Genomic DNA, 14,042 nt, shown 5'->3' on the forward strand with positions numbered 1-14,042 from the left:
CTTTATGGAAATTTTACAAACCAACTGGCTATGTAGGCCGATGATGATAGAGCAAAAAAGCTTTGACCTGTTGTCACTATATAACGGAAAACAACCTATCTTGAAAAATATAAAACATGCAGTAAATCAGAATATAGAAAAAACAGCAGTAATAGCAATACATGGAATTTTGACCAAAAAACCAGGAGCTTTTGACGTCTTTCTGGGAATGACATCATATGAGAAAATTCAAGAAGAAATAGAAGAAGCATTATCAAACAAAGATATAGAAACTATTCTGCTTGATATAGATAGCCCCGGAGGAGAGGTAAACGGTATATTTGACCTAGCTGACTTTATTTATGAATCAAGAGCAAAAAAGAGGATAATAGCGATAGCAAATGATGATGCATATTCTGCTGCGTACGCTATAGCCTCTAGCGCTGAAAAGGTATTTGTGAGCAGAACCTCAGGAGTAGGAAGCATAGGGGTAATTGCAAGTCATATAGATCAAAGTGGATTTAATGAAAAATGTGGAATAAAATATACCACAGTATTTGCAGGAAGTAGAAAAAATGATTTAAATCCACATGAGCCAATGACGTCTGAAAGTCTGGAAAGCTTACAAAAAGAAATAGACCGACTATATGAAATGTTTGTGCAGCTAATAGCGAGGAACAGAGGTCTTTCAATTGAAAAGATTCGATCAACGGAGGCAGGGCTATATTTTGGCGAGAGAGCAATAGAAATAGGTCTTGCAGATGGAATTACAATTCTTTCATCTATTAATAAAAACAGGAGTATTACTATGAATGAACAAACTACAACTGACCTAGAAACTGATAATTTAACTAAGTATCGTACTGAAGTTCTTGAATTAATACGTTTATGTAACTTATCACGAATGCCAGAGAAAATAGAAGAATTTATAGAGCAAGGCGTAAGTATTGAGCAAGCCAGGGAAGTTTTAATGGAATTACTTGCAGAGAGAACGAAAAAGACAGAGATACTGAGTGCAATACCGCAGAATTCAGGAGAAGAGTTGATGATGGAGGTAGCAAGGACTAGAGCGCAATCAAGTATTTAAGTTTTTTTATAACCGCCGCGTACAACAATTACAAACATGGCGGTAAAACTAAAGGGGAAAATAAATGAGGAAATTTTATGAGTTGTATAATCGAACAAAATAATCTAGGTGACTTATTAAAGTATGAGGCATCAAGTCTATATTCAAGAGACCAAATAACGGTAGCCAAGGGACAAAATCTTAAACTTGGTACAGTTGTTGGTAGTGATAAGGATAACATGATTAAGATAATAAATCCAACTGCAACAGATGGTACACAAACAGCAATAGGTGCGATAGTAAGTGATGTAAATGCGACAGAAAATGCCAAAGCAGTAATCATTACACGTATAGCAATGCTAGCAGATCATGCAATTGTGTGGCCAACAGGTATCACTGAAGAGCAAAAAGCTGCAGCAATAAAGCAACTTGAAGGACGAGGGATCATTGTCCGCAAGGGAGTGTAACTTAAATTAATAAGGGGAAAAAAGAATGCAAAATCCATTTACGAATACAGCATTTAGCATGACGGCACTAACAAATGCGATGAATATATTGCCGATAAATTATGGACGTGTTGAAAATTTAAATTTGTTTCCAAGTAGGTCAGTAAGATTTAGACATATTACGATAGAAGAACACAACGGAGTGTTAAGTTTACTACCAACGCAAGTACCCGGAGCACCAGCAACAGTAGGAAAAAGAGGAAAAAGAAAGGTAAGAACATTTACGATTCCGCACATTCCGCATGATGATGTAGTGCTGCCAGAAGAAGTACAAGGAATAAGGGCATTTGGATCAGAGAGTGAACTGAAAGCGCTGGCAGATGTAATAACTGATCATTTGCAGCTAATGAGAAACAAACATGCAATAACATTAGAGCATTTGCGAATGGGAGCGCTCAAAGGAATAATTTTAGATGCTGATGGGTCAGAATTATTAAATCTGTACAACGAATTTGAAATAACACCAAAAGTAGTAAATTTTGCCCTGGGAACAGCAACAACTGATGTAAAACGTAAGTGTCTGGAAGTATTGCGGCATATTGAAGACAACTTAAGTGGTGAATATATGACCGGGATTCATGCACTGGTAAGCCCTGAGTTTTTTGATGCACTAACTTCTCATGCTAAAGTAAAAGAAGCATATGAGAGATGGCAAGAAGGAGCAGCACTTCGAAATGATATGAGATCAGGATTTACATTCTGTGGAATAACATTTGAAGAATATAGAGGGCAAGCAACTGACCCTGAAGGAACCGTGAGAAGATTTATTGAGAAAGATACAGGTCACTGTTTTCCAGTAGGAACAGCAAGTACATTTACAACATATTTTGCACCAGCAGACTTTAATGAGACAGTGAATACGCTTGGTCAGCCACTCTATGCAAAACAAGAGCCAAGAAGATTTGATAGAGGAACTGATTTGCATACGCAGTCGAATCCATTGCCAATGTGCCATCGTCCGGGAGTTTTGGTAAAAATTAGTTCTAGTTGATGAATATAGGAAGATTATTAGAGGATTGTTTTGATCATCTAGGAGTGGAAGCCATATATTGTAATCGAAATAAGGAAGGTATTCGTAAAATAAAAGTGCTAATTAAACGTCCCGATACTACGTATTCTTTAGGTGCAGATGGAGCATTAACTCATCAAATTGCTTCTATAGAAATACGTGATCAGGACGTTACTTCCTTTAGCATAGGTGATTATATCAAGATTGAAAAAAGGTTCTACAAGATTTTTGAACCGCCGTTAAAAGATTCTTCAAGTAAAATATGGAAAATTCAAGGGTGTGCCGTAGAGACACAAAGAATGCTTAAAAAAAAATGAGCAAACTAAGTGCAAAGCTGCACAATAGATGAGGGTGGGCCCCTTGAAGTCGGTTTGCAAGAATAGGCTTCAAACAGCCATAAGCTGCTGTGGTAAAGAGCTATGGTAGTGAGCGTTATGGAAAAGGTGCAATTATGCATCATGTGTAAAATAGAGAGGCGAATGAAAATGAACCACTGATGAAGTGTCGAAATTCCAAAGACGACGTCAAAACCATGGGCTCCTGAATCTCTTGGGATAAACCTATCAGGAACTTGTTTACTGGATAGGTGGCGTCCGGCATAGAGGTGGCGTGAATCTATTTTAGGCTATTGTGTGGAACTGCGGGAACCTGTCGTTTCGATGATAAGGGAGAAATTCGAGGAGCTAAACTCTAAGGATGAGAGTACCGATGCGGAAAACAGGGGCGGATCGGCTCGTAGTAGCGAAGAAGTTTCTGTAATGGAAATGGAGCGAAGGGGCTGAGTTATTTAGTTTTAATTATTTATCAACCGAAAGGGAGGAGTGGTTCTGTCGCATCTATAGAGCGAAGTCAGTTTCATTTGTAGGAAAATAGAAAAGAAGTAATATAATCATCTTTAAAAAAGCAAAGATGTTGCGTATTAGTCCAAAATTATTGCCCTATTTCAAAGGATTTAGCTTTTCAGCAGAGATAATAATGTTATCAGTATACATGAAGTGTCGATTTTCTTTGAGCTATCGAGATTTGGAAGAAATGATGAGTATAAGAGGAGCGAAAATTGATCATGCTACGCTACAAAGGTAGATTATCAGATTTGTGCCACTGATAGATGAAGAGTTGAGGAAAAGGAAGAAGCAGGTTGGCAGTAGCTGGAGAATGGACGAGACCTACATAAAATTAAACGGTAAATGGGTTTATCTATACAGAGCACTAGATAGTCTCGGCAATACTGTAGACTTTCTGCTGTGTACTCGTAGAGACAAGTCTGCAGCACTTGCATTCTTTCGTAAAGCCTTTAGAAGGAATAATCTTCCTGAGAAAGTAGTAATTGATAAAAGCGGCAGTAATATTGCTGCTCTTGATGACTTGAATACGGAAATTCCTGAACCTTATAGAATCACGGTTTTTCAAGTAAGATATCTAAATAATATTGTTGAACAAGATCATAGATTTATCAAAAAATTAATAAAACCAATGCTTGGGTTTAAAAGCTTCCATTCTGCAAAGATTACCATCACAGGCATAGAAAATATTCGTATGATTCAAAAAAGACAAATTATTAAAGCTAATGATAATGGTTCTACTTTTGAAAATTTTGCTATGTTAATGGCTCTATAACTCTCATAATTCCAGTTTTTACAATCTTCTTGTACTACAATTTATAGATGCGACAGAACCGAACCAGAAGCTTTACCTTCAATTGCAGCAGTAAGCAGAATGAAATTATCATCCAAGGCAAGTGGAGCAAAGGAAGCATGGTCTATAAGATATGAGGGAGGAGAAAAAATAAGAGAGATTACCCCTTGTTCTTTGTTGCAAGGTACATATATTGAAATGGTTCTGTCGCATCTATAAATTGTAGTACAAGAAGATTGTAAAAACTGGAATTATGAGAGTTATAGAGCCATTAACATAGCAAAATTTTCAAAAGTAGAACCATTATCATTAGCTTTAATAATTTGTCTTTTTTGAATCATACGAATATTTTCTATGCCTGTGATGGTAATCTTTGCAGAATGGAAGCTTTTAAACCCAAGCATTGGTTTTATTAATTTTTTGATAAATCTATGATCTTGTTCAACAATATTATTTAGATATCTTACTTGAAAAACCGTGATTCTATAAGGTTCAGGAATTTCCGTATTCAAGTCATCAAGAGCAGCAATATTACTGCCGCTTTTATCAATTACTACTTTCTCAGGAAGATTATTCCTTCTAAAGGCTTTACGAAAGAATGCAAGTGCTGCAGACTTGTCTCTACGAGTACACAGCAGAAAGTCTACAGTATTGCCGAGACTATCTAGTGCTCTGTATAGATAAACCCATTTACCGTTTAATTTTATGTAGGTCTCGTCCATTCTCCAGCTACTGCCAACCTGCTTCTTCCTTTTCCTCAACTCTTCATCTATCAGTGGCACAAATCTGATAATCCACCTTTGTAGCGTAGCATGATCAATTTTCGCTCCTCTTATACTCATCATTTCTTCCAAATCTCGATAGCTCAAAGAAAATCGACACTTCATGTATACTGATAACATTATTATCTCTGCTGAAAAGCTAAATCCTTTGAAATAGGGCAATAATTTTGGACTAATACGCAACATCTTTGCTTTTTTAAAGATGATTATATTACTTCTTTTCTATTTTCCTACAAATGAAACTGACTTCGCTCTATAGATGCGACAGAACCGAAAATATTCGTATGATTCAAAAAAGACAAATTATTAAAGCTAATGATAATGGTTCTACTTTTGAAAATTTTGCTATGTTAATGGCTCTATAACTCTCATAATTCCAGTTTTTACAATCTTCTTGTACTACAATTTATAGATGCGACAGAACCTCTAGGCGATATATATCATTGCTTAAAGCTCGTTCATAATGATCGCGTAGATAGTTTTCTATAATCCTAATAACTGGACCACTAGACCTGAAAAAATTTACTCTTCCAAACGATAATACTGGTCCATCTTTTTCAATTTTTATCCCTGAGTAATCCGATAACAAATTTCCAAAAAAGCTTTCATCTAATATAAACCTATCAACGTTATAGTGATCATTGAAAATCCTCATTAGCCGCGATCTTGCTGGTAACGATAGTTTTGCAAGTTCTACTACTGCATCTACAAAAAAGTCATTTGGAACATCTTTTATTCCTATCTGTAATTCAAAAAAGTGCTTGCCAGATGGCTCCTCAATAATTGTAATATCTTCTATATTCGCCCACTTTAGTGCTATTTTGAGTGATGCTGGAGTTCCTCTCAGTCTTTGAAATTTTACTCCTTCTACTACGGCTTTTCTTTTATCCTTTATCCAACGTAGAATTTCCCCCAATTCATATTCCTCAATCAACCACGGCAGTATTTCATCTTTGAGACTAAATTTAAATTCCCTGATGCAACTTGGATTAACTTTGTAGTCGATTGCTTCTACTAGCACTTTTTCTTGCTTTGTTGCGTTTGGCGGTAATAAACTTTTCATTTGCTTTTTCTTGCTCTAACTCTTTTGCTTATATGATACATAAGTAAACAAGAGATAGTTCTGACCTTGGTACGGAAATTTCCTCATTAAAAGTGTATCTGTTACTAAATTTGCTTAACGTAAAAACTGCTTGCCGTTACATTAGACATACTACTTCCAGGCTCATTGAGAGATACTCTGTTTTTTTTATTATCTTCTATTCTATGATTTCTACCACCGAGAGATACAATACCTTTGTTGGCAATGCAAATTATCATATCACCATCAGATTTTGTGAATATCTCTTTCTCCTCGCTTCTAGTATAGTTATGGCTATCATGCAACGCTTTTGCAATACTGTAAATGAGCTTCATATCACCATATGATACTTTTTCAATGCCAGCTCGTGTCAATGCTTTTAGGTCTGAACATATCCTGCTTGCAATTTGGTTAATAATAGCTTTTCTGCCATGCAACCCTCTTTGAATTTCCACAATATCAATCTCAATAATAGCTGTTCTGTCTTCCTTACTAAGCTTGATGTTGGGATGTTCTCTTTGCAGATCGTCAATTTCTTTCTGCTTCAGTTTACTTGAAAAGCACCTGGGTATTGAAAACGCAACAAATCCAGATCCAACTTTCAAGATCTTCATGCCCAACTCTGCACTGCTTCTTAACATTTCTGCGTGTAAACAAACCCTTGGATGGCCATCCACCACTTCTTTTAATGCAACTCTTGCATCTCTTTTAACCTTATCTGATGAATTACACCAGTTACATGGATTAAACACATAAACTATTGCATGTAATGGCAAAAGTAGTGCTCTGCCTACAGCCCCGCAAAAGTTTGCATTTGATTGTTGTTCCTGTGCCATTAAAATACCCCCTAATGTTACCTATTTAAGTTTTGTATCCTCCACACATACAATATAATCTGAGGTAATATCGTGTCAATTGATTTACTGCTAATGTAATATATTCAAAAATATTATGAACTTCTTAAAAGTGCTTGCTAGTAAAAGAATACGTTTCAAATCCTATATTTCCTCTAATTTAACATGACTAAGAACTGCACACTCATTACCTAGCACCACAACATTCTCTCTTGGCTCGATTAATTCTACGTTTTCTACACCCTCTACAAATAAATTTGCTATTATCCATGATCTTGTAACATTCCACCCTAATCTTTTTGCTAATTCAAACTTCTCAATAAACTGCTTCTTGATTTCTTCCTCTGATATTAAAGAACTTACGCTCACTCTGCTGTGAATATCTATTTCCGTAATATTGCAACCAACTACTGTTACTGTATCTGTTAAAACCCTTATATCATCTCTAGTAACCTGCTTTTTTACAATTTCTAGTAGCTCTTCTGACAATATGCCAGTTTGTGTTGATAAGATTGAAATTTGTACTTTTCCTGGTATAGGTGATTCTACTAGTGCATCTTTTACTCTACTATCTGCTGACAGTGCATGATATTTATAATATTCCTTACTTCCTCCTGTTGACCAACCTGCTATTTTTGCTTTTACCCTCTTTCTAAATCTTTCATCCTCTTCTTCTTTTTCTCTCTCTCTACTCCATAAAATTCAGCCAAATTATCAAGATCTTCTCCCTTTGCAAATTTCAGTAAATTACTCTTTACTGCTTCGTTCATCCTTTGTCTGAGCAAAAGTTCTCGCCATGCTGCTACCTCCAGAATCTTTATCGCTGGATCACTTTCCACCAATCCTGTAAAGCTTGCATCCCGACTCACTAACTCTTCTTTCATTCTGAAAAATATTTCCTCAAAGTTCAGTGGTTCGATAATATTTGGCTGCTGCATTTTTAAACAACTACTCCATTAATATTTATGAACTTACCTTCTGAAAGATAGACACCTTCTAAATTCAATGTTACTCTCCCTTCTTTTACTTCTGTTATCTTCACTTTCTCTAATTTAAACCTTCTCTCCCATTTTTCCAAAGCTTCTGCAGTTGCTGCATATATCTCAAGTGTTAAATCTCTATTTATTGGCTTATCCACCAATTCAAATAATCTTGACCCATAATCTCTCCTCATTATTCTACTGTTAATAGGAGTGGTCAGTATATCAATTATCGATTGCTTTAAGTGCTCTATTCCCTCTAATTCTTTCCCTGTTTTAGCATCCATTCCTTTCATATATTTTTCATGGATTTGACTTAATACTTGCATGTTTTTCACGTGCTATAGAAATAGCCTTTCTCAACTTCTTTTCAAGAATTTCTTTAGAAGGAAGCTGTGTTAAATACTGTGCAACATGAATATTAGAGCCTTCGAGTTCAAGATATTCTATATCCTCTTGATCCTTATCAGCACATAAAATAATCCCAGTTTAACGATCTTCTTGTACCACAATTTATAGATGCGACAGAACCGTTTCAATATCTCCCTCTTTTAAAGTTAAAGTATCAGTCATAAGCAACCTCTATAAGTTAAGAATAAACATAAAAACTAAAAAGACACTATTTTAAAGTCAGAAAAACCATTACTTACAATTTAATAATTTTCCAAAATCAATTATGTGTGAAAAGTAACCACTATCTATAACATCATCACTTACATCATTAACGTGGATAAGGACTGGACGACATGAAAAGCCTTTTGGACGATTTAGTGCATCTATTTTCTTTTGTAACTCTTGTATTATTGAATGACCAATTTTATCTTTTGAAAATTTGATTTCGCAAATGTAGAGAGTGTTAAACTTCGTTTGAATCATATAATCAATTTGACAACCTGCACTATTACGTGTTCTTTTCTGAAAAAATGGATTCTCGCTTATTATTCTATCAATTCCTAAGATATTATGTATACTCTTTCTATTGTTCAGCACCAAATTTTCAAATTGAAGCCCAATAATTGTATACCACTCTGGTAAGAACCCTATAGAATAGGTGTCACGACTAATTTTTCCTAGATCTTTTTCGATATATTTTAGATAAAACCTTAAATAATTATCTTGAAGTCTGTACCTCCTGAGTCGTGAATCAGTACCAGTTTTTATACTCCAAGTATGATCCTTTGCAATAAAACCAGCAAGCTCAAGTTCATATAGATACTCAGAAATGCGTCCATGTCTTACGATATTTAAAGTAGCACAAATTTCTTCTTGTTCTTTAGCTCCAGTAGAAAGAGCTCTGACTATTTGCTTATAAAAAGCCGTTTTTCGCATGAATAAATCTGAGAATATTTGATTAAATTCTTCAACTAAAAACCCACCTTTTGTAAAACAAAGCCTTTTAATATTTTCTTCAGCGCTATGTTTAAAATTTACCTCCTCTAAATACTTTGGAATTCCGCCAGTTACTGCAAGCACCTTAAATTTTTCATATGCTGAAATATTTTTCGGCCAAAATTCATTGCAATCAGAAAGTGATAATTCTCCGAGTGTTAAAGTTAACGATATTCTCCCTACGAAACCAGTGCTGCTAAGTATATTTTTCTCGATCCAGGATGAAGCTGATCCACAAACAACGAAAATTAACTTGTTATTATTTTTTAGCTGCGTATCCCAAAAATTTTTTATTTTGCCTAAAAAGGTTGGATCTTTTGAGCCCATCCAAGAAATTTCATCAAACAGCAATAATGTTTTTCCTGATAGTAGACGTTCACCAACTGCCCATAGTAAATCGCTCCAGTCATCATACCTAGCAAAAGATGTATTAAATTGTCTAGCAACTTGTCTAGAAAATTCATTAAGTTGGTAGGACATTGTAGTATGCTTTTCTGGTGGCAAACCTATAAAGGAGTAATATTGCTCGAAGTATTTACCAAACTCTTGAATTAAACGACTTTTTCCTATACGACGCCTTCCTTTGACTACTACAAAAGATGCAGTATTTTTTTCTGTAAGCTCCAGTAGTTGTTTTAACTCAGTTTTTCTACCAATAAATAATGGAGACATAAAACACAAAATATAAATCTTTGTCTCCATTATACGAGATAAAATTAGAGACGTAAATAAATAAATTTAGATCTTTGTCTCCATCTTGAATTATTGAGAGGGTTTTGTAGCTTATGTTTATGGCAAAACTTTTTTCCTTTAGCTTCATCTACAAATTATTTATACAGATTACCTAAAAACTCAACTTAAGAATTTTAGATAAAAGTCGTTATATTTCAATAAGACCTCCAAAACCAGCTCTTGTTTCACCGAAATTACAAAAACTGTTCACTTTTTTGAAAAAATATTTTACAAGGAATAAAAAACATAATAAAATTGAACAGGGCTCTTTCTAGTAAGTGAAAGTTTAAGGTAAAAGATACTTTAGAAGTACCTCATAATCGAGTTTTAAGCTACCCTATATGAGTAACTTGGGTCTTGGTGGTATAGTTGTACCCTGAGGTTGTAGAATCGCTTTAAAACCCAATTACGGGTATCCGTTCAGAGGTGCGGCTTAAGAGACAATAGATAAAAGGTTTTGAAATGGATTTAACTTTTTTTTGTCTCCAAGTGAGATACAGAGAAATTATCCGCTCAAGGAATCTATTCCCTCGCTCTGACTGTGCAAAATATGAATTCTTACGATAGACAACATAACGCCGTATTTGTCGTTCAACATGATTATTCGTTAATGGAATATTCTTTGGGTCATCCAAAAATGTCCACATCATTGGCTCGGATTTTATAATACCCTTTACCGTTCGTGAAGCTCCTTTTGCTTCAAGTATATAAGATATTTTTATCATGCAGTACTGCATAAATCTTCGCAACTCTTTAGATTGCTTAGTGAACTTTGAAATACTAATTTCATTTTCTGACAAAGCATTTTTTAATGCAAATAATCCATTAGCTGCATCTTTTAAACAATTGCCAAGTCTCATTACTTCACTATTCCAGCTATGAGATAACCTCTCGAAATTTCTCAACAAGTGAGCCCAACAAATTTGTCGTTTTTCATCACTGAAGTAGTTGTAAACTGCATATCTGTCGGTAATTACACGATTTTTGTAATCACAAAATGCACTATTCTTTAAAAACCTCATTCCTCTTGTATCTGCTAACTTCATAAGACTTGCGTTATTGTTGGCAAACATCCAGCACCATCCCAACTTGCCTTTGTTGTAGTGACTGATTTCATCAATATGCAAAATTTCGCTTGCTTTCATTTCTTCCTCTATTTGTTCATAGACTTCTTTACATTTTGATGAGACCCTTGCTTCGCTGTTGGACACACTACCAACACTTATACTCATGTTAATGCTGGGGTTATAACATTTCTCATAATAGTCCGAACAGGTCATAGGAAGGCAGAATCAACAGCACGACGAAAGGATTCGAATAGAGGAATGTTTTTCCTGGCTCTGTTTTTTATAGCAAACCAATAATGCTCAATTTTGTTGAAATCTGGAGAATATGGAGGAAGATATAAAATTTCTGCACCAACTCCTTTAGCAAATCTTATTAGACTTATGAAAAGTAGCATTATCAAGGATAACAGTTTGTCCAGGTTCCAAAATCGGTGTCAGAAACTGCTCAAACCATTTATTAAAGATATCCATATTGCAGTGGCCTTTAAAGGTTAACGGAGCAATTATTTTTCTTCCACTTAAGGCTGCAACCATGCTAATTCGTTGAGTTTTCTTTCCAGATTTTAGGGCATAAAACCGCTGTCCTTTCTGGCAATACCCATAGGTTCAGTGTTATCAATGCCAGACTCATCTATATACACTAATTCTTTAGGTTCTTTTGTTGCTATAACCTTTGAAAATTGAGCTCGCTTTTCTTCATTTCTTTCTTTATATCCGTAGGTCTTTTTTTTCTTGTGAATCCTATATTTTTAAGTGCTCGATGAATTGTTTGTCTACTAATATTGCCCCAGCATCTCTGACTGAGTTTTGCCACCTTGCTCATTTGCAAATTCGGCAAATGCATTCCAGTCGGTAATTTTATGCCACGCTTCCAAGCTTTTTTGATTGAAAATCTCCCGTTTTCTCACGTCTTTTCTTCCACTCATATAAAGTTGTTTCTCCAATCTTAAATCTCTTGGCAACAGTTTCTCCACTCTCTCCTTCATCCAATGCTTCCATTACCTTTTTCCTTAAGTCATAACTATATGCTGCTGGCATGCTTACCATCACTACTATAAATCCATATCTTACCTTTTTTGGACTATTATGAGAAGTGCTCTAACTTCTAAAGATGCTATCCTTTTTGGCTTGTTATCTCTAGCCGGAATTTCAACTTCTACTTTTCCAGTACAAGGAACCCTTTCTATAAATTGCCATAATTTTTCTTCTCGAGAATACCTAGATGTTTTATTTACGTTTCGGTTTCTACAAGCTCTTATCAAAACCGCTGAATTAAGACGGTAAGCAAGCTCAAAAAAATCATAAATATCTGCTTCTCTATCACATACCGTTATAGTTTCTGTTTGAGTTGAATCTATAATTTCATTTGTTTTCTTTAAACTTTCTAGCCACTTTATGCTTTCTTTATCTTCAATACTAATGTTTCTACAACGTCTTCTTTTTTCTAGCTCTTGGTCTTCTTTAGATATAGATGGTCTCGAGTAAAGCTTTTGGTCTAGTATTCCTAATGTCAAGCCTTCTGTACTAATCGCAAAAGCTGTGTGCATCATAATACCTTTACTTTGTTTTTTTGAAACAACTGCCAATCCTCTTATTTTTTCATGTCCCATATATGAAATGCAACTTGTATCCTGAATCACAAGAATCCTTTTATGAGTTTTTGTTCTTTCAACAGTTTTTGCAATATGCGATGTTAAGATATCACTTCCTTTTACATTCTCATTTTGAAAAAAACGATAAGCTGCTTTTGCTTCTGACCAACTTCCACATGCTTGATTGATTGAACTTTCAGGTAAACTTATTAAACTATCAGCAATATTTACTAATCGATCTGTCAGTCTTTTATCTCCAAGTGCAGCATCCCCCAATTCATTTCTAGCCCATTCATTACCCTTGTTTGCCATTTTTATACCCTCAATATTCACAAACTTTAATATTCTAATCCTTTATTTATAAGTCCATTTACATTTGTGGGTAATAGTAAGGGTATAGGGACATAGCATCGCATGTAGAGGAGATGTATGACCACAAAATATCGGCAGCAGAGATATCAAGTATTACCGACAAATTACTGCCGTTAATCAATGAATGGCGCAGTCGTCCACTGCAATCTGTATATCCAATAGTATTCATGGATGGCATGTTTTTCAAAGTCAAGGAGGACGGGCATTGTGTAAGTAAATGCATGTATAATATATTAGGCATAGATCAAAATGGCAGAAAAGAAGTACTAGGCTTTTATTTAGCCGAAAGTGAAGTTCTGGTTAGGAGTGTTAAATGACCTAAAAGAGAGAGGGGTAGAGGATATTCTGATTGCATGTGTTGATGGTCTAAAAAGTTTTCCTGCGGCTATAAATAGTGTATTTCCCAAAGCAGAAGTACAAATATGTATAGTGCATCAGATAAGAAATTCATTGAAATATGTATCCAGCAAAGATGTGAAAATTTTCATGAATGATTTGAAAAAAATATATCGTGCTTCAAGTAAAGAAATCGCTGAAAATTATTTGCTTGAGCTGGAAGAAAAATGGGGTGAAAATATCCTTTGGTCATAAAATCGTGGCAAAACAATTGGGAAAATTTGTCTGGTTATTTTAAGTATTCTGGCCCTGTTAGAAGGCTAATTTATACCACCAATCCAATTGAGGGGTTGCATAGACGAATCAGGAAATTCATTAAAACCAAGGGCTCATTTACTAGTACAAATGCCTTGTATAAGTTGGTATATTGTGCTATAAAAAAAGTGGAGCAAAAGTGGATTATGGCTCTCCCTAATTGGGCTTTAACTATGTCTCAACTTGACATCTTCTTTCCCAACAGATTGAAAATTGAGTTGAACTAAAAATGCGGCTTGACACACTTTTTTGAACATTCCCGATTAAGTCTAAACTATTACAGATAAATTAATCTTTTCTTCATCATTTATTTTAACAGTTACAAGCTTATTTTTACCATTACAAAA

The 14,042-nt window shown here is 35.0% G+C and carries 9 protein-coding genes and 8 pseudogenes; 8 read left to right on the plus strand and 9 right to left on the minus strand.

What is annotated here, in order from left to right:
• The first annotated feature begins 4 nt into the window (after window positions 1-4).
• From CAI20_RS05055 to CAI20_RS05080, 6 genes and pseudogenes are all read left to right on the plus strand, one after another.
• The gene (locus tag CAI20_RS05055; RefSeq protein WP_149168901.1) at window positions 5-1,066 is read left to right on the plus strand and encodes a S49 family peptidase; all 1,062 of its coding nucleotides are present in this window, start codon (window positions 5-7) and stop codon (window positions 1,064-1,066) included.
• A 77-nt stretch (window positions 1,067-1,143) separates the two neighbouring features.
• Window positions 1,144-1,512, plus strand: coding sequence for a head decoration protein (locus tag CAI20_RS05060; protein ID WP_077188124.1), 369 nt, complete (start codon window positions 1,144-1,146; stop codon window positions 1,510-1,512).
• Between the two features lie 25 nt (window positions 1,513-1,537).
• Entirely contained in the window at window positions 1,538-2,542 is a 1,005-nt protein-coding gene (locus CAI20_RS05065) for a major capsid protein (RefSeq protein ID WP_149168902.1), read from the plus strand.
• Window positions 2,542-2,877, plus strand: a complete 336-nt coding sequence (locus tag CAI20_RS05070) for a head-tail joining protein (protein WP_149168903.1) — start codon at window positions 2,542-2,544, stop codon at window positions 2,875-2,877. The genes CAI20_RS05065 and CAI20_RS05070 overlap by 1 nt, the downstream gene beginning before the upstream one ends.
• A gap of 592 nt (window positions 2,878-3,469) precedes the next feature.
• A pseudogene (locus tag CAI20_RS05075) lies at window positions 3,470-4,177 on the plus strand (IS6 family transposase).
• A gap of 66 nt (window positions 4,178-4,243) precedes the next feature.
• Window positions 4,244-4,396: pseudogene (locus CAI20_RS05080) on the plus strand (DNA mismatch repair endonuclease MutL); the annotation flags it as partial.
• Window positions 4,397-4,455: 59 nt separating this feature from the next.
• Here the strand turns inward: CAI20_RS05080 and CAI20_RS05085 are convergent.
• Window positions 4,456-5,163, minus strand: coding sequence for an IS6 family transposase (locus CAI20_RS05085; protein WP_149168876.1), 708 nt, complete (start codon window positions 5,161-5,163; stop codon window positions 4,456-4,458).
• Window positions 5,164-5,213: 50 nt separating this feature from the next.
• On the opposite strand from CAI20_RS05085, the gene CAI20_RS06795 reads away from it, so the two are divergent.
• Window positions 5,214-5,342: a hypothetical protein gene (locus tag CAI20_RS06795; protein ID WP_256365553.1), complete on the plus strand. Its 129-nt coding sequence runs from the start codon at window positions 5,214-5,216 to the stop codon at window positions 5,340-5,342.
• 56 nt (window positions 5,343-5,398) lie between these two features.
• On the opposite strand, the pseudogene CAI20_RS05095 reads toward CAI20_RS06795, so the two are convergent.
• From CAI20_RS05095 to CAI20_RS05135, 8 genes and pseudogenes are all read right to left on the minus strand, one after another.
• Window positions 5,399-6,040 (minus strand): annotated as a pseudogene (locus CAI20_RS05095) (phage tail protein); the annotation flags it as partial.
• Between the two features lie 104 nt (window positions 6,041-6,144).
• Window positions 6,145-6,894, minus strand: a complete 750-nt coding sequence (locus tag CAI20_RS05100; protein ID WP_019236525.1) for a hypothetical protein — start codon at window positions 6,892-6,894, stop codon at window positions 6,145-6,147.
• A gap of 162 nt (window positions 6,895-7,056) precedes the next feature.
• Window positions 7,057-7,850 (minus strand): annotated as a pseudogene (locus tag CAI20_RS05105) (baseplate assembly protein).
• A gap of 2 nt (window positions 7,851-7,852) precedes the next feature.
• Complete coding sequence (locus CAI20_RS05110) at window positions 7,853-8,188, minus strand: GPW/gp25 family protein (protein WP_096097272.1); 336 nt, start codon at window positions 8,186-8,188, stop codon at window positions 7,853-7,855.
• A 346-nt stretch (window positions 8,189-8,534) separates the two neighbouring features.
• On the minus strand, window positions 8,535-9,953 hold the full coding sequence (locus tag CAI20_RS05120) for an AAA family ATPase (RefSeq protein ID WP_012481774.1): 1,419 nt from the start codon (window positions 9,951-9,953) through the stop codon (window positions 8,535-8,537).
• Between the two features lie 493 nt (window positions 9,954-10,446).
• Window positions 10,447-11,248: pseudogene (gene tnpC, locus CAI20_RS05125) on the minus strand (IS66 family transposase); the annotation flags it as partial.
• A 41-nt stretch (window positions 11,249-11,289) separates the two neighbouring features.
• Window positions 11,290-12,118: pseudogene (locus CAI20_RS05130) on the minus strand (IS630 family transposase).
• A 59-nt stretch (window positions 12,119-12,177) separates the two neighbouring features.
• Window positions 12,178-12,984, minus strand: a pseudogene (locus CAI20_RS05135) (IS4 family transposase); the annotation flags it as partial.
• Window positions 12,985-13,064: 80 nt separating this feature from the next.
• On the opposite strand from CAI20_RS05135, the pseudogene CAI20_RS05140 reads away from it, so the two are divergent.
• Window positions 13,065-13,922 (plus strand): annotated as a pseudogene (locus tag CAI20_RS05140) (IS256 family transposase); the annotation flags it as partial.
• Window positions 13,923-14,042: the final 120 nt, after the last annotated feature.

Source organism: Wolbachia endosymbiont of Chrysomya megacephala (genome assembly GCF_008245065.1).
GTDB lineage: Bacteria > Pseudomonadota > Alphaproteobacteria > Rickettsiales > Anaplasmataceae > Wolbachia.

What these genes read in the sequence shown, in the direction of transcription:
- CAI20_RS05055 (WP_149168901.1), top strand. Translation starts at nt 5, where the DNA reads ATGGAAATTTTACAAACCAACTGGCTATGTAGGCCGATGATGATAGAG.
- CAI20_RS05060 (WP_077188124.1), top strand. Translation starts at nt 1,144, where the DNA reads ATGAGTTGTATAATCGAACAAAATAATCTAGGTGACTTATTAAAGTAT.
- CAI20_RS05065 (WP_149168902.1), top strand. Translation starts at nt 1,538, where the DNA reads ATGCAAAATCCATTTACGAATACAGCATTTAGCATGACGGCACTAACA.
- CAI20_RS05070 (WP_149168903.1), top strand. Translation starts at nt 2,542, where the DNA reads ATGAATATAGGAAGATTATTAGAGGATTGTTTTGATCATCTAGGAGTG.
- CAI20_RS05085 (WP_149168876.1), bottom strand. Translation starts at nt 5,163, where the DNA reads ATGTTGCGTATTAGTCCAAAATTATTGCCCTATTTCAAAGGATTTAGC.
- CAI20_RS06795 (WP_256365553.1), top strand. Translation starts at nt 5,214, where the DNA reads ATGAAACTGACTTCGCTCTATAGATGCGACAGAACCGAAAATATTCGT.
- CAI20_RS05100 (WP_019236525.1), bottom strand. Translation starts at nt 6,894, where the DNA reads ATGGCACAGGAACAACAATCAAATGCAAACTTTTGCGGGGCTGTAGGC.
- CAI20_RS05110 (WP_096097272.1), bottom strand. Translation starts at nt 8,188, where the DNA reads ATGAAAGGAATGGATGCTAAAACAGGGAAAGAATTAGAGGGAATAGAG.
- CAI20_RS05120 (WP_012481774.1), bottom strand. Translation starts at nt 9,953, where the DNA reads ATGTCTCCATTATTTATTGGTAGAAAAACTGAGTTAAAACAACTACTG.